Consider the following 23,074-nt stretch of genomic DNA (forward strand, 5'->3'; position numbering starts at 1 on the left):
AAGATCAGTAATTCGCTCAGTACTTCGATCAGTACTTGGCGACCACCGGGCCCCCGAAGTGATAGTTCACGCCGACCTGCACGGTGTGGAGGTTGAGCGTGCCGGTGGGCAGGGCGCCCGAGAAGTAGGTCTCGCCGCCGAGGCTGCGATAGAGGTACTCGCCCTTGACCGACCACTGCGGCGCGAAGAACGCTTCGACGCCGGCACCGACGGTCCAGCCGGAGTGCCACTTGCTGTCCGACGCGGTCACGCCGAGCGCAGACAGAGACAGCTTGTTGTCGATCCAGGCGTAGCCGCCGGTGCCGTAGAACAGGACCTGGTTGACGGCGTAGCCGATGCGGCCACGCACGGTGCCCATCGCATCGGTCTTCGAGGTCAGCGTGGTGGTCACAACGCCGAAGCCGGGGACGGCAACGGGGCCGGTTGCCGAAGCGCTGACATCGGCCCAGGCGCCATCGGCCTCGATGCCGAACACAACGTTGCCGGTCTGCCAGTTATAGCCGGCGGTGCCGCCGACGAAGCCACCCTTCATCTTCGGATCGCCCGAGCCGTTCTCCCAGGCGCCGCCACCGACGATACCGAGATAGAAGCCGGTCCAGTTGTAGACCGAGGCCATCGCCACCGGTGCCTTGGTGTAGGGGCGGGCCGCGAGATCAGCGGCCGAAGCCGGAGCGGCGAGAGCGAACAAACAGGCCGAAGCCAACAAAACCTTCTTCATAATCAACCTAATCCCAGTCCCGGTTTCTGTTTCTGCCTTCCGTGCGTTCGGAAGGATATCGGACGCGTTGGTCCAACTGACGTCGGCTTACACCATTGAAGCCGCAAGTTGTGTCTCTCAAAAGCCACAGCGGTTGCAGAATGTAATGGTTGCTGACGCATTAATCCGGCAGCCAGCGCGCAGCAAAAAGGCCGGCGCGAGGCCGGCCTTTGATCTCCAAGTGATATCAGAAGGATATCAATATCGCGCGGCGACCGGGGCACCCCAGTTGAAGTGATAGTTCACGCCAGCCTTGATGGTGTGGACGGTGTCGGTCCACTCGGAGCGGTTAGCCGGCACTGCGCTGTACTGGATCGAGCTCTTGCCGAAATCGATGTAGTTGTACTCGACCTTGGCCGACCAGTTCGGAGCGAACATGTATTCCGCGCCGGCACCGACCGTCCAACCCCAACGCCAGTCATTCTGGACGAAGGTGGCCGACGGGAACAGGGCGGGATCATAGCGGTGCTGAATGTCGCCGACCGCGGCACCGCCGCTGACGAACCAGAGGGCGGGACCGGTCGAGTAGCCGAGACGGCCCTTGATGTCGCCGAAGCTGCGGATCTTCGTGTAGTAGGTGTCGCCGAACCCGGCATTGATCTCGGCCGAACGGCCGCTGATGTCAGCCCAGTGATAGTCGCCCTCGATGCCGAAGACGACCGGGCCCTGCTGCCAATTGTAGCCGAACACGCCGCCGACGAAGCCGCCGCTGGTGTCATACTTCTGGGTCGCTGCGAAACCCGGTGCATTCGGAGCCAACAAGAAGGTCTCGTCGCTACGGCCCCAGCCGCCGCCGCCCTGCACACCGGCGTAGAAGCCGGTCCAGTTGTAGATCGGGGAAGGCGCGACCATCGGCGCCTTGGTGTAGGGACGCGCGGCCATATCCGCCGCATTCGCGGGAGCCGCCAGGCCCAACGCAACGGTACCCAATGCAACCAGCAAAGTTTTATTCATTACGGTCTCTCCCATGTTTGTCCGCTTCACAAAATTCCCCAAAGCGGACCATCAGGCGCGATGCCCATACGATCTAATTCCGAGGCAAAGCTAGCCCGATTTGGCGCCAGAGTCCGTCTCCGAAATACCACAGTCGCGAACGAACGAAATGGAACTAAGTAAATGAATGTTAAGTGATTTTTCGTGTGATCGGGAACCCAAAAAAGTTCCATCCGGTTCCGTCGCCACAGTCCAGATTAAGTTCCACTCTGCCCATTGATTCGGCATAGCTCACCGCAGCCCCGCTCAAGAACAAATCTGGAACAAGCCCGTCGTCGATGCTATATGTGGGGATAACCTGAGGGGTGACGGACTGATCCGGCCTCGCAAGCGTATAGGTTCGCCTCAACAGGGTGGCAGAGGACCGTTTCGCGCGGACCCCGCCTTTGGAAATTCAGTGGCATTCGGAGTGGAGAGCGGCATGGCGGGAAGCGTCAACAAGGTCATTCTGGTTGGAAATCTCGGCAAGGATCCTGAAATCCGCCGTACCCAGGACGGGCGGCCGATTGCGAATCTGAGCATCGCGACCTCCGAGACCTGGCGTGACAAGAACAGCGGCGAGCGCAAGGAAAAGACCGAGTGGCACCGCGTCGTGATCTTCAACGAAGGGCTCTGCAAGGTCGCCGAGCAGTACTTGAAGAAGGGCGCCAAGGTTTACATCGAAGGTGCGCTCCAGACCCGCAAATGGACCGACCAGGCGGGCGTCGAGAAGTACTCCACCGAGGTTGTGCTCCAGGGCTTCAACTCGACCCTGACGATGCTCGACGGCCGCAGCGGCGGTGGAGGCGGCAGCTTTGGCGATGAGCCGGGCGGCGATTTCGGCTCCTCCGGTCCGGTCAGCAGCGCGCCGCGCCGTGCGGTTGCCGCCGGCGGTGGCGGGGGGCGCAACAGCGACATGGACGACGACATCCCGTTCTGAGAATGGCGGTCGCAAGACGAGGGCGCGCCGGCGGGATCGGCGGCGCTTCCCGTCTCGTCTGAGCAAATCTCACTAATCGGCAGGAAGGGCTCGGGATTTCCGGGCCCGCTTCATGTTTGAGGTCAGCTTGGATCGCCAATCGGCAGACAGGCTGACGGGGTGGGCTCGCCGCGCGACTTGCCCGGCGGTGCGGGCGGCTTCGGAAGGCCGATTTCAGGTTCGTCCAGGGCGTTGCTTGTGAGGCCTTAAGTCGTTGGAAAAATAAGCGGAAAAAGCGCTTCCCTTAGCCCCCGCGAGGGTGGTTATCAGGGGGCCGATGCGCTATATGATTCCCAGATAAAACCTCACCGGATTCCCCCTTGGCTGACGACGACGACAAGCCCGGCGACCAGCCGGCGCAACCCTCGGATATTCGACCCGTCTCCATCTTCGAGGAGATGAAGAAGTCGTATCTCGACTACGCCATGAGCGTGATCGTGGCGCGGGCACTGCCCGATGCCCGCGACGGCCTGAAGCCGGTGCACCGGCGCATCCTGTACTCGATGCACGAGCAGGGCCACACGCCCGACAAGAAATACGTCAAATCCGCCCGCGTGGTCGGTGACGTCATCGGTAAGTATCACCCGCACGGCGACCAGTCGATCTACGACGCCATGGTCCGCATGGCGCAGGACTTCTCGATGCGGGTGCCGCTGATCGACGGTCAGGGCAATTTCGGCTCGGTCGACGGCGATCCCCCGGCCGCCTATCGTTACACCGAGGCGCGGCTGACCAAGTCGGCGCTGGCCCTGCTGGCCGATATCGACAAGGACACCGTCGACTTCCAGCCGAACTACGACAACAACGAGACCGAGCCGTCGGTTCTTCCGGCCAAGTTCCCGAACCTCCTGGTCAACGGCGCGGGCGGCATCGCGGTCGGCATGGCCACGAACATTCCGCCGCACAATCTCGGCGAAGTCATCGACGCCTGCGTGGCGCTGATCGACAATCCCGCGCTCACCGTCGACGAACTCATCAACATCGTACCCGGACCGGATTTTCCGACCGGCGGCGTCATTCTCGGGCGCGCGGGCATCCGCGCCGCCTATCACCTCGGCCGTGGCTCGATCATGATGCGCGGCAAGGTCTCGATCGAGACCATCCGCAAGGAGCGCGAGGCGATCATCATCACCGAGATTCCCTACCAGGTGAACAAGGCGACGATGGTCGAGCGCATCGCCGAACTGGTCAAGGAAAAGAAGATCGAGGGCATCGGCGACCTGCGCGACGAATCCGACCGCGACGGCTACCGCGTTGTCATCGAACTGAAGCGCGACGCCGTGCCGGACGTGGTGCTGAACCAGCTCTACCGGTTCACGCCGCTGCAGACGAGCTTCGGCGTCAACATGGTGGCGCTCGACAGCGGCCGTCCGCGGATCATGCATCTGAAGGACCTGCTGGCGATCTTCGTCGACTTCCGTGAGCGGGTCGTCACGCGTCGCACCAAGTTCCTGCTCGCGAAGGCGCGCGATCGCGCCCATATCTTGGTCGGTCTCGCCATCGCGGTCGCCAATATCGACGAGATGATTCGCGTCATCCGGACCTCGCCCGATCCGACCACCGCCCGCGACACCCTGATGTCGCGCGACTGGCCGGCACGGGACGTCGAGGACATGCTGACGCTGATCGACGATCCGCGCCACCGGATCAGCGAGAACGGCACGATCCGGCTGTCGATGGAGCAGGCGAGGGCCATTCTCGATCTGCGTCTCCAGCGCCTCACCGCACTCGGCCGCGACGAAATCCGCGACGAGCTCGACACGCTCGCCGGCGAGATCGCCGACTATCTCGCCATCCTGCGCTCGCGCGAGCGCGTGCTTGAAATCATCAAGACCGAGCTTGCCGAGGTGAAGGCCGAGTTCGCCACGCCGCGCCGCACTGTCATCATCGAGCAGGAAGGCGAGGTCGAGGACGAGGACCTGATCCAGCGCGAGGACATGGTCGTCACCGTCTCCCACGCCGGCTACGTCAAGCGCGTCCCGCTGTCGGCCTACCGGGCCCAGCGCCGCGGCGGCAAGGGCCGCGCCGGCATGCAGACCCGCGACGAGGATTTCGTCAGCCGCCTGTTCGTGGCCTCCACGCACACGCCGGTGCTGTTCTTCTCGTCGCGCGGCCAGGTCTACAAGGAAAAGGTCTGGCGGCTGCCGATGGCCGCACCGAACGCGCGCGGCAAGGCGCTGATCAACATCCTGCCGCTGGAGCAGGGCGAGCGCATCACCACCATCATGCCGCTGCCCGAGGATGAATCGACCTGGGGCAACCTCGACGTGATGTTCGCGACCACCGGCGGCAACGTCCGGCGCAACAAGCTGTCCGACTTCGTCGACGTCCGGCGCTCCGGCATCATCGCCATGAAGCTCGACGAGAACGAAGCGATCGTCGACGTTCAGATCTGCACCGAGCACGACGACGTGCTGCTCACCGGCGCCGGCGGCCAGTGCATCCGCTTCCCCGTCACCGACGTTCGCGTGTTCACCGGGCGCACCTCGATGGGCGTGCGCGGTATCGCCCTTGCCGAGGGCGACAAGGTGATCTCGCTGGCGATCCTGCGCCACGTCGACACCAGCTCGGACGAACGCTCGGCCTATCTGAAGATGCGCCGCGCGGTCGCCGGCGAAGCCACGGCCGAGGAGCCGGCAGTGGACGCCGAGGCCGAAGAGACGACCTCCGGGAGCTTCCAGCTTCCGCCGGAGCGCTATGTCGAGATGTCGGCGGCCGAGCAGGTCGTGCTGACCGTCTCCGTGAACGGCTACGGCAAGCGGACCTCGTCCTACGAGTACCGCACCACGGGCCGCGGCGGCAAAGGCATCGTCGCCATGAGCGTCAACAACCGCAACGGCAATCTGGTGGCCTCGTTCCCCGTGGAAGACGCCGACCAGATCATGCTGGTCACTGACAAGGGCCAGCTGATCCGCTGCCCGGTCGAGGGTATCCGCGTCGCCGGTCGCTCGACCCAGGGCGTGATCGTGTTCGACACCGCCGAGGACGAGCATGTGGTGTCGGTCGAGCACATCACCGAAGAGGCTGAGAGCGGCAACGGTGCGAATGGTGAGGCAAACGGGGAGTGATCATTCACCCCTCGTAGCCCGGACGGCGCGAAGCGAAATCCGGGCTACGAATTTCGCTAGATCTCCAGCTCCGTGCCGAATTCCACCACCTGCTTGGTCGGTACGCCGAAGAACGCGGCGGAGCGCTCGGCGTTCCGCTGCAGGAATGCGAACACGCCTTCGCGCCAGACCCACATGCCCGGGACGTCCTCGCGCGGGATGATGGTCTCGCGGCCGACGTAGTAGGTGACGTCGGAGAGGTCGATGCCGGGCAGCTTGCCCTGGCGGCAGGTGAGCTTGAGCCCATCATAGATCGTCGGGTTCTGCATGAAGCCATAATGCAGGATCACGCGGGTGATGCCGGTGATGATCTCGATCACCTCGGCGCGCTCCTCGTCGGCAATGTGAGGGGCGTCTTCGATCAGGACCGTGACGAGGATGACGCGCTCGTGCAACACGTGGTTGTGCTTGACGAATTGCGTGAGTGTCAGCGGCACGCCTTTCGGCGCAGAAGCCAGGAAGACGGCGGTCCCGGGCAGCCTTGCGCTGCACTTGTTCACTGCGGTCTCGATCAGATCCTCCTCGGGTTGTCGCAGCTTCGCGCGCGCGGCCTCGACCAGCTTCACGCCGGCCCGCCAGGTCAGCATCAGGAAGGCGACGAGGGCTGCGAGCAGCAGCGGAAACCAGCCGCCCTCGAACAGCTTGATCGAGTTGGCCGAGAAGAAGATCATATCGATCACGAAGAAGAAGCCGTTCACGGCGACGACGAGCCAGGGCGAAAAACCCCACTGGATCGCCAGCAGCGCGGCGAGCAGTGTCGTGATCGCCATCAGCAGCGACACCGCGATGCCGTAGGCGCCGGCGAGCGCGTCCGAGGTGCCGAAGCTCAGCACCGCACCAAGTGTCGCGGCGGCAAGCAGCCAGTTCACCAGCGGCACGTAGATCTGGCCGATGGCGTCACTCTGGGTGTGGCGGATCTGCATGCGTGGCAGGAAGCCGAGCTGGATCGACTGCTGAGTCAGCGAGAACACGCCGGAAATGATCGCCTGCGAGGCGATCACAGTCGCGACCGCGGAGAAGGCGACCAGCGGATAGTGCAGGGCGTCGGGGCAGAGCTGGAAGAACGGATTCTCGATCATGGTCGGATCGGTGATCAGCAGCGCGGCCTGCCCGAAATAGTTCAGCACCAGCGCCGGCAGGCAGATTGCGAACCAGGCGAGCCGGATCGGGAAGCGGCCGAAATGCCCCATGTCGGCATACATGGCCTCGCCGCCGGTCACCGCCAGAAACGCCGCGCCGAGGATGGCGAAGGAGACGTGGAAATCCTGGTGGATCAAGAACTCGAAAGCATAGAGCGGGCTGAGCGCGGCCAGCACCGCCGGCGCTTTGACGATACCGTGGATGCCGAGCGCGGCGAGCACGACGAACCAGGCCAGCATCACCGGGCCGAAGATGCGGCCGATGAATCCGGTGCCCTGTTTCTGCATCATGAACAGCCCGATCAGGAGGACGACGGTGACGGGTACGACCACTGGCGCGAGCGAGGGGGCGTCGACCTTGAGGCCTTCGATCGCGCTGAGCACCGAGATCGCCGGCGTGATCGCGCCGTCGCCATAGAGCAGCGCGGCGCCGATCAGGCCCACCACCAGCAGATGGGCTCGCCAGGTGCCGGGTTGGGCGTGGCGGGCATGCAGCAGCGCCAGCAGGGCGACGATGCCGCCTTCGCCGCGATTGTCCGCGCGCAGGATCAGCAGCGCATATTTGAACGAGATGATGAGCAACAGCGCCCACAGGATCAGCGAGGCAATTCCCAGAACAGCGTCGTGGCTCAATGTGCCGCCATGAGCGGCCGCCTTGGCGGCTTCCTTGAGGGCGTAGAGGGGGCTGGTGCCGATATCGCCATAGACCACCCCAAGGGCGCCCATGGTCATGGCTATTGGGAGGGGGGCCGGATGATGGCCGGAAGCGACCGCGGGCGTGCTGGACAAGTGCAACCCCTCAATGGGATCGCGCCCGGCGGGTCATTCCGACGGGCGCGAGCATCAAGCAGTCTGCGACGGGACGTCGCAAATATCCATGGGATTTATATGACGCGAAGCTGACAGCCTGCCTACGGCGTGCGGTCGGCGGTCACGAGGCGCGCTTCACGGATGTTGGCCTTGGTGCCGGCGCGGCGCAGGCACGAGGCTTCGAAGTTCGGCCATGCCTGCTGCGAGCAGTCCTTGCCGATGGTGCGGATATCGAGCCGGTCGCCCTTGGCGAGCGCCTGCGGGACGCTCGCTTCGACGGCCGGAGCGAAGCCGGGAAGGACGGTGAGGGCAGCAGCCACAAAAGCGGCGATTGCAATCGCTGAGAAGGTCTTGATCATCGACGGTCCCCTGTGATGCGGCCGCTACGCCCAGTATGCGGCCCGTCATTCGTTGGGTGGATTAGTAACCATGGCCAGTTTCCGGACGTCTTCGCGGAGGTGGGAAATGGTTTCGTTCGCGCTCCGTTTTGTGTCGTGGCCGCCCTCAGGACGAAACAATTGGCGCGATTCCGACATGGCCTGGCGGAATGACGGGCGGAAACCGGTCCGGCTTGCCGGGCCGGGCGGGGCGCGGTAGGACGGGGCCATGCCGCGCATTGCCTTCTATCCAGGTTCCTTCGACCCCATCACCAACGGCCATCTGGACGTGGTCCGGCACAGTGTTCCCCTGTGCGACCGGCTGGTCGTCGCCATCGGGGTCCATCCCGGCAAGAAGCCGCTGTTCACGACCGAGGAGCGGCTCAAGATGCTGCACGAGGTCTGCGGGCCGGTGGCCGCTGCGGCCGGCTGCGTGCTGGAAGCCGTCACCTTCGACGATCTCGCGGTCACAGCAGCCCGCACGCACGGCGCGACCATCATGATTCGTGGCCTGCGCGACGGCACTGATCTCGACTACGAAATGCAGCTCGCCGGCATGAACGGGACCATGGCGCCCGAGGTGCATACGGTCTTCCTGCCGGCCTCTCCCGCGGTCCGCCCGATCACCGCCACTTTGGTGCGTCAGATCGCCGGCATGGGCGGCGACGTCTCGGCCTTCGTACCGCCGCTCGTCGCGGCACAGCTCAAGGCAAAATTCGCCTGATAACGGCGCGTTTCCTCTTTCATCTCTGATCCGGAGTTCTCATGATCCGAATTTTCGCAGTTCTTGCCGCGCTTGTGTTTGCGGTGCCGGCGGTGGCGCAGCAATTGCCGGCCAATCTCGACAAGGCCAACGCCATCGTCATCGACACCACCAAGGGCCGCATCGTCATCAAGCTGCGTCCCGACCTCGCGCCCCAGCACGCCGAGCGCATCAAGCAGCTCGCGCGCGAGGGCTATTACAACAACGTCCCGTTCCACCGTGTCATGGACGGCTTCATGGCGCAGACCGGCGACGGCCAGAATTTCAACGGCACCGGCGGTTCTAAATATCCGAACCTGAAGCAGGAATTCTCAAAGGTGCATTTCGCGCGCGGCATCGTCGGCATGGCCCGGCGCGGCGACAGCGTCGACACCGCCAATTCCCAGTTCTTCATCATGTTCGCCGACGGCGGCAGCCTGGATAACCAGTACACCGTGATCGGCGAAGTGGTGCAGGGCATGGACGTCGTCGACAAGCTGAAGAAGGCGCCGCCCGGCTCGCCCAGCGGCAGCGTCACCGACCCCGACAAGATGGTGAAGGTGCAGGTCGCCTCCGACATCAAATAGGGTGGGATCATGGCGCGCCGCGGCAACAGGCTCCTGCTGGCTGCCGCGGTGCTGCTCTCCGGCATCCCGGGTGCGGCTGCCGGGGACGTAGAGGTCAACACCATCCAGGACATCTTCCGGCATCTTCGGACCTGCTGGAAGCCGCCGTCGCCCGCCAGGGCTCGCCCACTCGACATCACCGTCGTCGTGAGCTTTAACCGGTCCGGAAACATTCTGGGCCATCCGAGGATTTCCTATGAATCCGCGGAGGCTTCCGACAATGACCGGCTGCAATACCGGATCGCGGTGATGGGGGCGTTGCAACGCTGCACGCCGATGCCATTTACCGATGCAATGGCCGGCGCCGCCGCGGGACGTCCATTCGCGATCCAGTTCCGTAGCCGCAAAACGTCGCCTGACAAGACTTCACCTCCAACGCAAGAGAGACGAGCATGAGCGTCACCGAAAACACCTTGATCCTCGAGACCACCCAGGGCCCCGTCACCATCGAGATGCGTCCCGACCTCGCGCCCGGCCATGTCGCGCGCATCAAGGAACTGGTCCGCGAAGGTTTTTACGACGGCATCGTGTTCCACCGCGTGATCGAAGGCTTCATGGCGCAGACCGGCTGCCCGCAGGGCACCGGCACCGGCGGCTCCGGCAAGAAGCTGAAGGCCGAGTTCAACAAGGAGCCGCATGTGCGCGGCACCACCTCGATGGCCCGTGCTGCCAGCCCCGATTCCGGCGACAGCCAGTTCTTCATCTGCTTCGACGACGCCCGCTTCCTCGACAATCAGTACACGGTGTGGGGCAAGGTCACCGAGGGTATGGAGAACGTCGACAAGATCAAGCGCGGCGAGCCGGTGCAGAACCCCGACAAGATCGTCAAGGCGCGGATGGCCGCGGACGCGGAATAAGCGCTCCACCCTCATCCTGAGGAGCGCGAAACGCGCCTCTCGAAGGATGAAGGCCCCGCTGCTGCGGGTCGGCCTTCATGGTTCGAGACGGCGCTAGCGCGCCTCCTCTCCATGAGGGTTTGGCTGTCGCGCCAAGCACCGACATGCGCACCGATCTCTTCGACTTCGACCTGCCTGCCGAGCGCATCGCGTTGCGCCCGGCAAGCCCGCGCGACTCCGCGAAGATGCTGGTCGTGGAGGGCGGCGCGCTGCGCGACCAGAATATCGCCGACCTCGCGCACTGGCTGAAGCCGGGTGACCAGCTCGTCGTCAACGACACCAAGGTGATCGCGGCGCAGCTTAGGGGCCGCCGCATCGGCCGCGAGACCGAGCCGAAGATCGAGGCGACCCTGATCAAGCGCCTCGACGGCTCGCGCTGGCAGGCGCTGGTGAAGCCGGCGAAGAAGCTCACCCCCGGCGATCGCATCCGCTTCGGCAATGAAGGCAAGGTCTGCCTGCTCGGCCATCTTGACGCTGAGGTCGAGGCCAAGGGCGCGGAGGGTGAGGTGACGCTTGGCTTCTCGTTCCATGGGCCTGCGCTCGACCAGGCGATCGCCGATCTCGGCAGTCCGCCGCTGCCGCCCTACATCGCCTCCAAGCGCACGCCGGACGATCAGGACCTCGCCGACTACCAGACCATGTTCGCCGCGAACGAAGGCGCGGTCGCGGCTCCGACCGCCGGCCTGCATTTCACCCCGGCGCTGGAGCAGGCGCTGCGCGAACGCGGCATCGGCATCAACCGCGTGACGCTGCATGTCGGGGCAGGGACGTTCCTCCCGGTGAAGGTGGACGACACCGAAGGCCACAAGATGCACGCCGAGTGGGGCGCGATCTCGGCCGAGACCGCTACGAGGCTCAACACCGCGCGGAAGAATGGCGGCCGCATCATCGCCGTCGGCACCACATCATTGCGGCTGCTTGAAAGTGCCGCCAGCGAGGACGGCACAATCCAGCCGTTCACGGCCGAGACCTCGATCTTTATCACCCCCGGCTATCGCTTCCGCGCCGTCGATATCCTGCTGACCAATTTCCACCTGCCGAAGTCGACGCTGTTCATGCTGGTGTCGGCATTTTCGGGGCTGGAGACGATGCAGCGGGCCTATGCGCACGCGATTGCGAGCGATTATCGGTTTTATTCGTACGGGGATGCCTGCTTGTTGTTTCGAGCGTAGCGCAATCTATCACCGTCACCCTGAGGTGCTCGCCTCTTCGGCGAGCCTCGAAGGGCGACGGCCACGCTGCCGCGTCCCGGCCGTGCATCCTTCGAGGCTCCCCCAGCGCTGCTTTGCAGCGCCGGGCTCGCACCTCAGGATGACGGGTGAGTGCGTTACGCCATCGCCCGCTGCGGCAACAGCTCCGCGATCTGTACCGCATTCAGCGCCGCGCCCTTGAGCAGCTGATCCGCCGCCACGAACATCGAGATCGAATGCCCACTGGGATCGCTGAGGTCCTTGCGGATGCGGCCGACCAGGACGTCGTCCTGGCCCGAAGCGTCGATCGGCATCGGGAAGTAGTTCTTCACGCGGTCGTCGACCACCTTCACGCCGGGGGCCTGCGCCATGAGGCTGCGGACCTGGTCTTCGGTGATCGGCTTCTCGCATTCGAAGGTGATGGCCTCGCAATGGGCGCGCAGCACTGGTACGCGGACGCAGGTCACGCCGATGGCGATCCTGTCGTCCTCGAAGATCTTGCGGGTCTCGTTGATGACCTTGGTCTCTTCGTCGTTGTAGCCGGTATCAGGGTCGACCGCGGTGTTGTGGTTGAAGAGATTGAAGGCGTAGGGGTGCGGCATCACCTTGGGCGTATAGACCTGCCCGTTGAGGTTGGCGCGGGTGGACTCGACGAGCTCGTCCATCGCGGCGGCGCCGGCGCCGCTTGCCGCCTGATAGGTCGAGATGATCACGCGCTTGATGCGGTTCTTCTGGTGGATCGGCCACAGCGGCACCAATGCGGTGATGGCGGCGCAGTTCGGGTTCGCAATGATGCCCTTGTGGTCGCGGATGCGGCCCGCGTTGATCTCGGGGATCACCAGCGGCACGTTCGGGTCCATGCGGAAGGCGGAGGAGTTGTCGACCACGACCGCGCCGGCCTTGACCGCGAGCGGCGCGTACTTCCTTGAGATGCTGCCGCCGGCGGAGAACAGCGCGATGTCGACGCCGTCGAAGGCGTGCTCGGTCAGCTCCTCGATGACGACGTCCTTGCCGCGGAACGATACCGTCTTGCCGGCCGAGCGGGCGCTTGCGAGCGCCTTGAGCTTGCCGACGCGAAAGCCGCGCTTGTCCATGGTGGCGATGAATTCGGCGCCCACCGCACCGGTGACGCCGACAATCGCGACGACGGGATCGTTACTCACTTTGTCCTCCATTGAATTGCGATTCAAACAACAAAAAAGCCCCGGACCATCATGGGCGGGGCTTCGGTAGAGCTGATTGCGTTTTAGTCGACGACTACAAGCGCACGCCTCCCCGGGCCCCGAAGGCCGTGGTGGTTTTGGTCGTGCGTTTGGTGGTCGTGAACATGGCGGCGACTTATGCGGGAGAGTCTGGCGCCCGTCAATGGCTTTTCGGCGGGATTGTGGCCGGCGCTATTTGCCTCGAGCGCCCGGCGGCTCCAGGATGACCTCTTTGAGGTCGTCGCCGCTGATGACGACGATCGAAAAATTCAGCCGGCCGCCTTCACGCACCAGCCCGCCGCTGATCGCCTTGCCCGAAGCGGCGCGCTCGGCGACATGCACCGCATCCGCGAGACGGTGCCTGATCGCACCGAGCGCTGCGAGGTTGCTGCGATCGTCGAGATCGAGCTCGGTGAGGGGGAGGGCGGCTTCGCCGCCGATGAGCTCGCCGGTCGTGGCGTTGATGGTGTGGCGCCAGATCCGGTCGTTATGCAGAGTCTTCACCCGGTAGACCGGCACGCCGGAGCCTCCGTCAAAACTCACATCCGCCGTCGTGGCGCCGGCGTGACGGGCTTCTGCAATCGCCATGGCCTGGCTGATCGAAATCGACGAGCTGCGGAATCGTTCGATTTCACGGCTGACCGCCTGGCGGTCCGCCTCGGCATCACCATCTGTGCTGCCGTGAAGCGCGGTCGGCGTGCCCGCGGTCACGACCGCCTGTGCGGGCGGTGCGAGGAGCAGCGCTGGCAAGGCGATCGCAAGCAGTCGCGAGGTCCGTCGTTTTGCTGTCGTCATGCGCGAAACCCTCGGCCAGCGAGTGTGCCGGATGATCGTAAAGAATTCGCGGCCGACCTTGGGCATCGGCCGGCCGCGGAGCACCGTGGCGGGCTGTACCCGTCGCGGCGTTCTTAGCGGTCCGGACCACCTTGGGGCTGGTGAAAAAGCGGTCCGCATCGCGTATAACTAAACCATACCGTATCGTTTTATTTTGGTCAATGCCGTAAGCGTTCCCCTGTGGGGGACAGGCCGCAATCTCACGGAATTGTCAGCGGGAGGGACGGCGCCGGGGAGCGGCTTTGGCGGCATCCTTGACGCGGCCGGCCGGTCCCAGCGCGCCGGCCAGGAACAGCTTGATCGCGACGCGCATCCGCTTCTCGGCGGGTTTTATTTCCATCGGCGTTCCGAACGTCGCCATGCGGTGGGTGTGGCCAACGACCACGTCGAGAAACACCTCGGCCGCTATGGTGGTGTCTTCGACGTCGAGGGCGCCTTGGGCCGCCAGATGATCGAAGAAGCGCGCGGTCGTGGCGACGGCCTTGAGCCAGCCTTCTTCCTTGCCGAGCTTGGCGATGTCAGGGAAATTGATGGCTTGTGACGTCATCATGCGGCTGAAGGCCATGGCGTCCGGCCCGCAAGTGAATGTCAGCATTTCCCGCCCGATCTCGACCAGCCGCTGCTCGACGGAGATGTCGGACGAACTGCCGAGCTGAGTCTCGGCTGCCGCCGAAAGAGGGGCAAGCCATCGCGCGATTTCGCGCCTCAGCACCGCCGTGAACAGGCCGCGCTTGTCGCCATAACGGGAGTAGACGGTCGGCTTGCTCACGCGCGCAGCTTCGGCGACCGCATCCAGCGAGGTGGCGTCAAAGCCGCGATCCAGGAACAGGCGGGTGGCGACTTCGATCAGCCGCTGGTCGCGCTCGATGGCGGCGCTTTTGGTTGGCCGTCCGCCGCGCGATTTCGGCACGTCGCGCCGTGCCGCTGCCGATCTTGTCCTGGTCGCAGCCAATCCCATGCCCAATGATTCCTGCGGGGTCGTAACAATGGTCATTCGCTCTATAACGCGCAGGAGCGGGGGCGTCATCGCCAATCTGGCCGAATTGGCCGTATCGTCAACGGTCTTCGAAGGACGTCGTTCCGGCGCGTGAGTCCTAGGGGAGCGTCGACGTCCAGGCCTGTCCCGCCGCCGCTTTCTCATAGCCGTATTGATACAGCGCCCGCATGTAGGCCGTGTCGAACCCTTCGGAGGGCGGCGCCGGATAATCACGTGCGATGTAGGAGAGATGGAAGCCCAGATTGTTGCGCTTCGCGAAGTCGTAGGTCGAGAAGATGATGGACCGCGTCTGCGACTGGGTGATCGACGACAGGCTGCGTGAGGCGACGTCGATGGTGCTGTTGGAGACCAGCTCGAAGTTGCGCTCGATCTTCTTGTTGACGAGAATGTAGATGTCCGACTTCGTGTTGCCGGGCAGACGTCCCTGGAAGAGCAGTGCCTCCGGCAGCGTCAGCACCGGCGCCGTCACGCCGCCGTCGACGTGCATCTCCTGAAATCTGCGTCCCTGGCCCTCGGCTTCGATCAGGATGGGCGGAAACACCAGCGGGATGCTGGCGGAGGCTGCCATCACGTCGCGAAACAGTTTGAGCGCCTCGGGCGTGCCCACGGCGGCGATCTTGCCCATGTCCCAGATGGCGGTTCGCTGGGTGTCGAGATCGGTCGTTACGATCAGCAGCCGTCGGCCCTTGGCGTTTTCGCGCGCGACCTGCTCGAGGATCTCCGGCCCGACATAGCGCGCCACCAATTCGCGCAGCCGCTGATTGCCGAACAGGCCGGAGCTGAACAGCACGCGCATGATGCTGGGATCGTTCAGCAGGCTTTCGGCAATGCCGCTGGTGTAGACCTCCCTCAACGTGTCGTCGTATTGCGATCCAAGAAACGCAAAGGGCGCGATCAGGCCGCCGGTGCTCACGCCGGACACGACCGAAAAGGTCGGGCGCGTGCCGGCCGCGCTCCAGCCGTTCAGCACGCCCACGCCATAGGCGCCATCCGCGCCGCCGCCGGAAAGCGCCAGATAGCTCCTGGTCAGCGGGAAGCTGAATTTCGTGACGGGGTCGTCGGTGTAGCGGCGCAAGCCGTCGATATCGAGCACGCGCGACGTGGTGGCGTCGGCGGCCGTATAGGGCGTGCGGGGCAGGGAGGTGCAGGCGGAGAGCGCCAGGCTGCAGGTCAGCGTCAGAGATCCGATCAGGCGGGCGCCTGTCTGCCTTGTCTGGCCACGCGAGGGGACGGACATTTCGGTCGAACATGAAGCGGAGGGCATCGTCGGTGGCTGGCGATCACACATTTGCAGCCGCCGGCAAATCTGCCGCAGCATCCCGTCCAGCCCCCAAGGAAAAACTACACGGTATCGTTTTATTTTGCAAGCTGCGGCGCCATCAAGTCTGCGTCAGATATGTCCCACTCTGGCGCATCGCGCGGCCGGAGCGGGTTGATCGGCCTCGCCCGACACGCAATAAGCACGGCCATGAATCCACCTAAGAACGATCTGCCCAATCATTTCGAACTGCTCGCGACCGATGGCGCCGCCCGCACCGGTCGCCTGACCACGCCCCACGGCGTGGTGCGGACGCCAGCCTTCATGCCAGTCGGAACCGCCGGCGCCATGAAGGGCATGCACTGGCGCGAGGTGCGCGATGCCGGCGCCGATATCGTGCTCGGCAACACCTATCATTTGATGCTGCGTCCGGGCGCCGAGCGGATCGCCGCTCTCGGCGGCTTGCAGACATTCACCGGCTGGAACGGTCCGATGCTGACGGATTCCGGGGGCTTCCAGGTGATGTCGCTGTCGGACCTGCGCAAGGTGACCGAGCACGCCGTCACCTTCCGCTCGCATATCGACGGTGCCAAGGTGGAGCTGTCGCCGGAGCGCTCGATCGAGGTGCAGCGCTTCCTCGGCTCCGACATCGCCATGCAGATGGACGAATGCGTGCGGTTGCCGGCCGAACGCGACGACATCGACCGCGCGATGCAATTGTCGCTGCGCTGGGCCGAGCGAAGCAAGCGTGCCTTCGAGAGCGCGCCTGAGGGTTACATGCTGTTCGGCATCGTGCAGGGCGGCGACATCCCGCAGCTGCGTCATGCCAGCGCCGAAGGCCTCACTGAGATCGGCTTTCACGGCTACGCGATCGGCGGCCTTGCCGTCGGCGAGCCGCAGGCGGTGATGTTGGCGATGATCGACGAGACCGCGCCGGCCCTGCCGGGCGACCGGCCGCGCTACCTGATGGGCGTCGGCACGCCGGACGATATTCTCGAAGCGGTCAAGCGCGGCATCGACATGTTCGATTGCGTGATGCCGACGCGCAACGGCCGCCATGGCGTGGCCTTCACCCGTTTCGGTCAGGTCAATTTGCGCAATGCGCGCCATGCCGACGATCCGCGTCCGCTCGACGAAGACAGCTCGTGGCCGTCGGCGCGCAGCTACGCACGCGCCTATCTTCATCATCTCGTCAAGGCCGGCGAGACGCTTGGGGCGATGCTGCTGTCGGAAATCAATATCGCCTACTACCAGTTCCTGATGCAGGGCATCAGGAACGCGATCGCACACGGAACGTTCGAGGAGTTTTACCAGCGTACGCGCGAGGACTGGGCGAGGGGCGACATCGCCCCGCGCTGAAGCGTGACGGCTGTCAGTTGCAGACGATCCGCTGCTTGACGGCGTGCTTGGTCACGAAGCCGTAGCCGCAGGTGTCGCAGGTCCAGAGATAGCTGATCACGTGGTCGGAGACGTAGGCGGAGGCTTCTGCGGCGACCATGGAGTCGGCGCATACGGGACAGGTGGGCAACTCGCTGCAACGCGGATCACGCCTTGGCGCTACGGTCGACAACACTTCAGCGACTGCTGACATCGTGGTGACCTCCCTGCTTCGAGACCTAAGTCTAACATAAGCAGAATCAGTTGACGAGGTCGCAACACAAATGCGTTGGTTTTCTGCTAATTGCAGCTCACGCGATTTTGCGATGCAGCGTATTTAACGTGTGCCGCATTGTCGCTTGCGTGTCGCCGCAAGCTGTCCGTAACTGCGGGAAGAGCTGCGATCAAAGTGCAAATCGTCGTCACAGGGAGTTCATCATGGACACATCGTCCACCGCGGGTGCAGCGCACCAACCCGGCCGCGGCCGGATTTATAATTCAATCGTCGAAGCTTTTGGCGACACCCCGATCGTGCGGCTGCAACGGTTGCCGGGCATGCACGGCGTCAACGCGACCATTTTGGCAAAACTCGAATATTTCAATCCGGCCGCGAGTGTGAAGGACCGCATCGGTGCGGCCATGATCATCGCGATGGAGAAGGCCGGCATCGTCAAGCCCGATACCGTGCTGATCGAGCCGACCTCCGGCAATACCGGTATCGCGCTTGCCTTCGTGGCGGCGTCACGCGGCTACCGGCTGAAGCTGGTGATGCCGGAATCAATGTCGATCGAGCGGCGCAAGATGCTGGCCTTTCTCGGCGCCGAGCTGGTGCTGACGCCGGCAGCCCAGGGCATGAAGGGCGCGATCGCGACGGCCGAGGAGCTCGTGAAGACGACGCCGAACGCGGTGATGCCGCAGCAGTTCAAGAACCTAGCCAATCCCGAAGTGCACCGTCGCACCACGGCCGAGGAGATCTGGAACGACACCGGCGGCAACATCGATTACTTCGTCGCCGGCGTCGGCACCGGCGGCACCATCACCGGGGTCGGCCAGGTGCTGAAGCCGCGCAAGGCTTCGCTGCGCGTGGTCGCGGTCGAGCCGGAGGAGAGTCCCGTGCTGTCGGGCGGCCAGCACACGCCGCACAAGATCCAGGGCATCGGCGCCGGCTTCGTGCCCGACATTCTCGACCGCTCGGTGATCGACGAGATCGTGAAGATCAACTCGACGACGGCGATCGAGACCTCGCGCGCGCTGGCGCGGCATGAGGGCATTCCGGGCGGGATCTCCTCGGGCGCCGCGATCGCGGCGGCGCTCCAGATCGGCAAGCGGCCGGAAGCTGCGGGAAAAACCATCCTGGCTATAGTGCCATCCTTCTCCGAGCGGTATCTTTCGACGGCTCTGTTTGAGGGAATCTAGGACATGGCGGATCAACCCCCGAGGCGACCGCGCACGCTGGGCGATGCCAGGACCGAGGCCGAGGCGGCCTTCAAGAAGGTGACGGCCAAGGTGGTCGTCGCGCCGCCGAAGCAGAACGTGGCGCCGGGGGTCAAGGAGCAGGTCAGCCTGCGGATCGACCAGGACGTGCTGGAGTTCTTTAGGGAGGGCGGACCCGGCTGGCAGGACCGCATCAACGAGGCGCTGCGCAAGGCTGCGGGGAAGTAGGCTTTCGGCCCCTCGGTGGGCGCGACCAACGAAAACGAAAAGCCCGGCGCGAGCCGGGCTTTTGCATGTTGTAGCCTGCCTGCCTCAGCGACGGAACATGCCGCCCATCATGCCGCCGACGACGCCGCCGACGAAGGCCGCGCCGGCATCGCCGCCACCGCTGTTGCGATGCTGGGCCGGTGGTGCGCTCTGGGCCTGGGCGGGGGCCGCACGCCGGGCCGGCTTGGGGCTGTCATCGCTCGCGGTGGCCGGGGCCGCCACGATCTCGGAGAGCAGGGCCTTGTGCTGGAGCTTGTTGAGGTAGCCGGTCGAGGGATAGCCGCGGGCGGCCTGCCAGCGCTTCAGAACCGTGCGGGTGTCGTCGCTGAACACGCCGGTCACCTTGGTATCGAAGCCGAGCCCGGTCAGGCGGCGCTGCACGTCGCGGCGCTGGCCCTTGTCGAGGCCGATCTGGTCCTCGGTGAGCTGGGTCGAGTCATCGGTGAAGGTCGCCGGATCGATACCGGAGTTGAGATTGCGGGTGGCCGTGGACGGACCGCTCTTGATCGCCGCAAGCCGCGCCAGGGCCAGCGCCTTGAACTGGCCGTTCGGATAGGCCGAGAGATAGGCGTTGAGCTCTTCCGGCTTGTTGGATTCCTTGACCGAACGCCAATACTCGAGCTCGACGCCGTCAGAGCTGCTGGCCGCTGCCGGCACGACGCCGGAAGCGGTCGGCGCCGCGTTGGCCACCTGTGTCTGCTGCGAAGGGTTGAGATAGACCGCGCCGATCAGGTTGGTGTGGCCCCAGGGAAGCTGGCCCTTGCGGGTCTCTTCGTTGACCTGGGCGCGCACTGACGTCATCGCCTGCTGGATCTCGACGCCGGGCTTGGTGATGTTGTCGATCAGCGCGCGGGTGAAGGGGCTGTTGTTGCCCTCCTGACCGTCGAGCGCGGTCTGGCCCGGGCCGGTGGCGAACGCGATCAGCGTGCCTTCGCCGGACTTCATCTCGGCAAGGCCGCTCTGCACATTGACGCTGCGGGTGGCGGAGTTGGACTTGATCTTGGCGGCGAACGGATTGTCGCGGCAGGCATCGAGGAAGACGAGCTTGACCTTGGCATCGCCCATGGTCTGCTCGAGCGTCAGGTCGATGTTGATCGCCGCGCCGAGCTTGACGTCCATCTCCGACTTGATGTCGGCATCGACTGGCAGGAGATAGTTGCTGCCGCTGACGGCGATGCCGTGGCCGGCGTAATAGAACACGGCGACGTCGGAGCCCTGCGCCTTGCGGCCGAAATCCAGCAGCTTCTCGGTCATCTGGTCGCGGGTGAGGTTGGAGCCTTCGATCACCTCGAAGCCGACATTGCGCAGCGTCGCCGCCATCGCCTTGGCGTCGATCGGTGGGTTCGGCAATTGCGCGACGTTCTTGTAGGAGCCGTTGCCGACGACGAAAGCGACGCGGCGGTCGGCCTTCGCGGCGCTGACCGACAGCGCCATGCACATCAGCGAAGCGAGGAGGGTGAGATAGCGCATCTGAAATCCCCAGAATCGAATTGCAGGCAGCAACAAATTGGCAACGAACTTACACGACACGCCCGGTTTCGCGCTAGCGAAACGACAGCTCGCCCAACCCATTGCTTCGCGGCCGAATGTGCACGATGGAATGCCCCTCCAACGTGATCCAAATCACGCTCGACCACCTTGTTTTGTCGCGCGAGGCGGCGTCCGGTTCACGGCGCGCGGGCGGGAACCGGCGGTGCGGGCTTCAAATTCAGGAGATTGCCGCAGAGGATCAGCGCGGCGCCAAATACCGTCCAGGAGTCGAGCCGCTCTGAATACAGCAGCCAGCCCACGGTTGCCGTGAGCGGAACCCGCAGGAAGTCCATCGGCACCACGATGGTCGCATCCGCATAGCGGAGCGCGCTGGCGAGACAGTAGTGCGAAAATGTGCCGCAGACCCCGATGACGAACAGCCAGCCCCAGAGCGTGGCTGACGGCCAGGTCCAGACATAGAGCGTCGGCAGCAAGCCCACGACAAACTGCACCACGATCATCCAGAACAGGATCGACAAGGCACTCTCGGTCCGGGTCAGCGATTTTGCCAGGATCATGGAGATGCTGAAGCCGATGGCGGCGCCGAGCGCGATCAGTTGGCCCGGATTGATCTCGCCGGTGGCGGGCCGCACGATCATAATCACGCCGACGATGCCGAGCACGACGGCGGCGATCTTCCAGACGGTCATGCGCTCGGCGAGGAACGTTGCGGCCAGCAGCGCAGTCCAGATCGGCATGGTGAATTCGATCGCCACCACCTGGCCGATCCCGATCAGCGTCAGCGCATAGAACCAGCCGAGCTGTGCGAAATAATGGACCCCGTTGCGTGCGAGGTGCTGGGGCAGGCGTCTGGTTGCGACCGCCTTGAAGCCGCCGGACCGGTAGATGAACGGCAGGAGCAACGTGAACCCGATCACCGACCTCACTTCCATGATCTCGAAGACGTTGAGTTCGCGCGTGGCCTCGCGTCCGGCGACCGCCATGACCAGCATCAGCGCCAGCCAGCCGGCCATCCACAGTGCAGCCATTGCTTTGGACGGGGTCGCGGTCATCGGTGCGGGTGCGGGGAGATCGAGCCTGAGGGAGGGCGGGTATCGGCGACATCGCGACCGTTTGCAACGGCCAAATCTGCGGATGCGGCGATGCTGGGCGGCGTGCTAAGGCTTGGGTGAACAACGACAAAAAACGGGAGATCTTCGCTCATGCGCATCTTGCAGCCGGCCGAATGGAAAAAACCGCGCGGCTTTTCCCATGGCGTGGTGGCGGAAGGGCCGGGCCGCTGGGTGGTGCTGGCCGGACAGACCGGCGGCGACGAGACCGGCAATTACGCGCCCGACATGGCGGCGCAGGTCGCAACCGCGCTGACGCGGATCATCAAACTTTTGGGTGAGGCTGGCGCGGGTCCCGAACACATCGTCCGGCTGACCTGGTATCTCACCAGCCGCAGCGAATATGAAGCCGCGGGCGCCGGCATCGGCGCGGCGTGGAAGGAAACGCTGGGGCGCAATTTCCCGCCTTCGACGCTGCTCTACATCGGCGGTCTCGTGGACGAGCGCGCCAAGGTCGAGATCGAAGTCACGGCGTTCGTTCCGGACGCATAAAAAATCGACCCGGCGAGGTCGCCGGGTCGACTGTCATTTCCGCGAACCGGCTTAGCGCGACATCGAGATGTTGGCGCCGCGGAACTGGCTGTCCGCGCGCATCGTGACGCTCTGCCTGTTGCCGCTGGTCTTCAGCGCGATGTTGGCGTTGAAGCCGGCGGCCGAGGCGACCACTTCGAAGTTCCCGCCGCCGCCGCGGCCCTGGAGCGAGCCGGAGATGTTGCGGCTGGTCTCGGACCAGCTGCCGGTGATGGCGCTGCCCTCGGCCCTGACGTTGGCGCCGAGGTTGAACTTGTAGGCATCGCTGGCGCAGGTCAGCGACATCTCCATGGTCGGTCCGATCGGGGCATATTTGGCCCGGCAGCGAATCCGCTCGGTCGAGCCGTCGTCCAGGGTGACGGTGCCGCTGCCGCTCCAGCTGCCGGCCATCGGAGCAAACGGGCCGGACTGGGCCTTGCTTTCCGAGCTGACGATCCCCGCCGCAAACAGAACGGCGGCCGCGATCAGCAGCCGCCGGTTCCAGGCGCGAGCCTCAATTGGTTTATTGGCGCGATGCTTCCCATCGCCCGCTGCACGGTATGCCTGCAGATGCTCCATTCCACTTCCCCGATCCGGCGTTGCCGTTGAGTTGACCGTTGGCATATGCACCATTGATCGAAACTTTCACAAGACCCTCACGGCCAATGGTGCCGGAAACGTTAGCGCCGGGCGCGGTGATCTTGCCGTCGGCAACCGTCAGCAGCGAGCTTGCGGTCGGCTCGCAGGTGCCGCTCTTGGTGACGATGGTAACGTGCCAGTTGCCGTCATAGGGGCTCTGGGCGAAAGCGGGGACGGCGAGGGTGCCGGCGAAAACTGAAGCGGCACAGAACGCCGCGATGCGACCAAAACGCATAAAATCCGTCCTTCAATGTGTCTGATATTCTGACGCTTATTCGGGCGGAATGTGACGGAAATTTGTTGCGATGCCAAAGCGAAAATTGTTCCTTTCGGAACAATGGTTTATTTGCGTTTTTCGCTC

General features: G+C 64.4%; 24 protein-coding genes. 11 read left to right on the top strand and 13 right to left on the bottom strand.

The window, feature by feature from the left end; genetic code table 11:
• Positions 1–28: 28 nt before the first annotated feature.
• Both FNV92_RS17315 and FNV92_RS17320 read right to left on the bottom strand, forming a co-directional pair.
• Positions 29–718 (bottom strand): outer membrane protein, encoded by a 690-nt coding sequence (locus FNV92_RS17315; protein WP_041748293.1) that lies wholly within the window; start codon positions 716–718, stop codon positions 29–31.
• Between the two features lie 237 nt (positions 719–955).
• Complete coding sequence (locus tag FNV92_RS17320; protein WP_015685948.1) at positions 956–1,711, bottom strand: outer membrane protein; 756 nt, start codon at positions 1,709–1,711, stop codon at positions 956–958.
• A gap of 460 nt (positions 1,712–2,171) precedes the next feature.
• Here FNV92_RS17320 and FNV92_RS17325 point away from each other — a divergent pair, with 460 nt between their 5' ends.
• Positions 2,172–2,669 (top strand): single-stranded DNA-binding protein, encoded by a 498-nt coding sequence (locus FNV92_RS17325; RefSeq protein WP_015685949.1) that lies wholly within the window; start codon positions 2,172–2,174, stop codon positions 2,667–2,669.
• A gap of 359 nt (positions 2,670–3,028) precedes the next feature.
• Positions 3,029–5,776, top strand: coding sequence for a DNA gyrase subunit A (gene gyrA / locus FNV92_RS17330; protein ID WP_143845553.1), 2,748 nt, complete (start codon positions 3,029–3,031; stop codon positions 5,774–5,776).
• A gap of 56 nt (positions 5,777–5,832) precedes the next feature.
• Here gyrA and FNV92_RS17335 read toward each other — a convergent pair whose 3' ends face one another.
• Both FNV92_RS17335 and FNV92_RS17340 read right to left on the bottom strand, forming a co-directional pair.
• Complete coding sequence (locus FNV92_RS17335) at positions 5,833–7,686, bottom strand: potassium transporter Kup (protein WP_143845552.1); 1,854 nt, start codon at positions 7,684–7,686, stop codon at positions 5,833–5,835.
• A 179-nt stretch (positions 7,687–7,865) separates the two neighbouring features.
• On the bottom strand, positions 7,866–8,123 hold the full coding sequence (locus FNV92_RS17340) for a hypothetical protein (protein WP_015685952.1): 258 nt from the start codon (positions 8,121–8,123) through the stop codon (positions 7,866–7,868).
• A 247-nt stretch (positions 8,124–8,370) separates the two neighbouring features.
• On the opposite strand from FNV92_RS17340, the gene coaD reads away from it, so the two are divergent.
• The 5 genes from coaD (at position 8,371) to queA (ending at position 11,577) form a co-directional block, all read left to right on the top strand.
• Complete coding sequence (coaD, locus tag FNV92_RS17345) at positions 8,371–8,865, top strand: pantetheine-phosphate adenylyltransferase (RefSeq protein ID WP_015685953.1); 495 nt, start codon at positions 8,371–8,373, stop codon at positions 8,863–8,865.
• 41 nt (positions 8,866–8,906) lie between these two features.
• Complete coding sequence (locus tag FNV92_RS17350) at positions 8,907–9,470, top strand: peptidylprolyl isomerase (protein ID WP_143845551.1); 564 nt, start codon at positions 8,907–8,909, stop codon at positions 9,468–9,470.
• A gap of 9 nt (positions 9,471–9,479) precedes the next feature.
• Positions 9,480–9,905 carry a hypothetical protein gene (locus FNV92_RS17355; RefSeq protein WP_143845550.1) on the top strand — a complete coding sequence of 142 codons (426 nt, stop codon included), beginning with the start codon at positions 9,480–9,482 and terminating at the stop codon, positions 9,903–9,905.
• Positions 9,902–10,366: a peptidylprolyl isomerase gene (locus FNV92_RS17360; protein ID WP_011087459.1), complete on the top strand. Its 465-nt coding sequence runs from the start codon at positions 9,902–9,904 to the stop codon at positions 10,364–10,366. Before FNV92_RS17355 ends, FNV92_RS17360 begins: the two co-directional genes overlap by 4 nt.
• Positions 10,367–10,509: 143 nt before the next feature.
• Entirely contained in the window at positions 10,510–11,577 is a 1,068-nt protein-coding gene (gene queA, locus FNV92_RS17365; RefSeq protein ID WP_143845549.1) for a tRNA preQ1(34) S-adenosylmethionine ribosyltransferase-isomerase QueA, read from the top strand.
• A gap of 155 nt (positions 11,578–11,732) precedes the next feature.
• On the opposite strand, the gene FNV92_RS17370 is transcribed toward queA, so the two are convergent.
• The 4 genes from FNV92_RS17370 to FNV92_RS17385 all read right to left on the bottom strand — a co-directional run bounded on the left by FNV92_RS17370 (position 11,733) and on the right by FNV92_RS17385 (position 15,865).
• On the bottom strand, positions 11,733–12,770 hold the full coding sequence (locus FNV92_RS17370) for an aspartate-semialdehyde dehydrogenase (protein WP_143845548.1): 1,038 nt from the start codon (positions 12,768–12,770) through the stop codon (positions 11,733–11,735).
• A gap of 219 nt (positions 12,771–12,989) precedes the next feature.
• On the bottom strand, positions 12,990–13,592 hold the full coding sequence (locus FNV92_RS17375) for a PepSY domain-containing protein (protein ID WP_168213827.1): 603 nt from the start codon (positions 13,590–13,592) through the stop codon (positions 12,990–12,992).
• Positions 13,593–13,842: 250 nt separating this feature from the next.
• Positions 13,843–14,589 carry a TetR/AcrR family transcriptional regulator gene (locus FNV92_RS17380; RefSeq protein ID WP_041748297.1) on the bottom strand — a complete coding sequence of 249 codons (747 nt, stop codon included), beginning with the start codon at positions 14,587–14,589 and terminating at the stop codon, positions 13,843–13,845.
• 136 nt (positions 14,590–14,725) lie between these two features.
• Positions 14,726–15,865, bottom strand: coding sequence for a patatin-like phospholipase family protein (locus FNV92_RS17385; protein ID WP_168213670.1), 1,140 nt, complete (start codon positions 15,863–15,865; stop codon positions 14,726–14,728).
• 231 nt (positions 15,866–16,096) lie between these two features.
• Here FNV92_RS17385 and tgt point away from each other — a divergent pair, with 231 nt between their 5' ends.
• Positions 16,097–17,245: a tRNA guanosine(34) transglycosylase Tgt gene (gene tgt, locus FNV92_RS17390; protein WP_143845544.1), complete on the top strand. Its 1,149-nt coding sequence runs from the start codon at positions 16,097–16,099 to the stop codon at positions 17,243–17,245.
• A 13-nt stretch (positions 17,246–17,258) separates the two neighbouring features.
• Here tgt and FNV92_RS17395 read toward each other — a convergent pair whose 3' ends face one another.
• A complete protein-coding gene (locus FNV92_RS17395) occupies positions 17,259–17,477 on the bottom strand; it encodes a hypothetical protein (protein WP_008131002.1) in 219 nt (72 codons plus the stop codon).
• Between the two features lie 224 nt (positions 17,478–17,701).
• On the opposite strand from FNV92_RS17395, the gene cysK reads away from it, so the two are divergent.
• Positions 17,702–18,679, top strand: a complete 978-nt coding sequence (gene cysK, locus FNV92_RS17400; protein WP_143845543.1) for a cysteine synthase A — start codon at positions 17,702–17,704, stop codon at positions 18,677–18,679.
• 3 nt (positions 18,680–18,682) lie between these two features.
• Positions 18,683–18,925, top strand: a complete 243-nt coding sequence (locus tag FNV92_RS17405; RefSeq protein WP_143845542.1) for a BrnA antitoxin family protein — start codon at positions 18,683–18,685, stop codon at positions 18,923–18,925.
• 84 nt (positions 18,926–19,009) lie between these two features.
• Here the strand turns inward: FNV92_RS17405 and FNV92_RS17410 are convergent, their stop codons facing one another.
• Both FNV92_RS17410 and FNV92_RS17415 read right to left on the bottom strand, forming a co-directional pair.
• Complete coding sequence (locus FNV92_RS17410; RefSeq protein WP_015685967.1) at positions 19,010–20,434, bottom strand: caspase family protein; 1,425 nt, start codon at positions 20,432–20,434, stop codon at positions 19,010–19,012.
• Positions 20,435–20,631: 197 nt separating this feature from the next.
• Entirely contained in the window at positions 20,632–21,507 is an 876-nt protein-coding gene (locus FNV92_RS17415; RefSeq protein ID WP_143845541.1) for a DMT family transporter, read from the bottom strand.
• 150 nt (positions 21,508–21,657) lie between these two features.
• On the opposite strand from FNV92_RS17415, the gene FNV92_RS17420 reads away from it, so the two are divergent.
• Positions 21,658–22,056 carry a RidA family protein gene (locus FNV92_RS17420; protein WP_015685969.1) on the top strand — a complete coding sequence of 133 codons (399 nt, stop codon included), beginning with the start codon at positions 21,658–21,660 and terminating at the stop codon, positions 22,054–22,056.
• Positions 22,057–22,107: 51 nt separating this feature from the next.
• Here FNV92_RS17420 and FNV92_RS17425 read toward each other — a convergent pair whose 3' ends face one another.
• Together FNV92_RS17425 and FNV92_RS17430 are read right to left on the bottom strand one after the other, a co-directional pair.
• Positions 22,108–22,653 (bottom strand): hypothetical protein, encoded by a 546-nt coding sequence (locus tag FNV92_RS17425; RefSeq protein WP_168213669.1) that lies wholly within the window; start codon positions 22,651–22,653, stop codon positions 22,108–22,110.
• The gene (locus FNV92_RS17430) at positions 22,598–22,948 is read right to left on the bottom strand and encodes a hypothetical protein (protein ID WP_015685971.1); all 351 of its coding nucleotides are present in this window, start codon (positions 22,946–22,948) and stop codon (positions 22,598–22,600) included. The genes FNV92_RS17425 and FNV92_RS17430 overlap by 56 nt, the downstream gene beginning before the upstream one ends.
• Between the last annotated feature and the right edge of the window lie 126 nt (positions 22,949–23,074).

The organism is Bradyrhizobium cosmicum (genome assembly GCF_007290395.2).
GTDB lineage: Bacteria > Pseudomonadota > Alphaproteobacteria > Rhizobiales > Xanthobacteraceae > Bradyrhizobium > Bradyrhizobium cosmicum.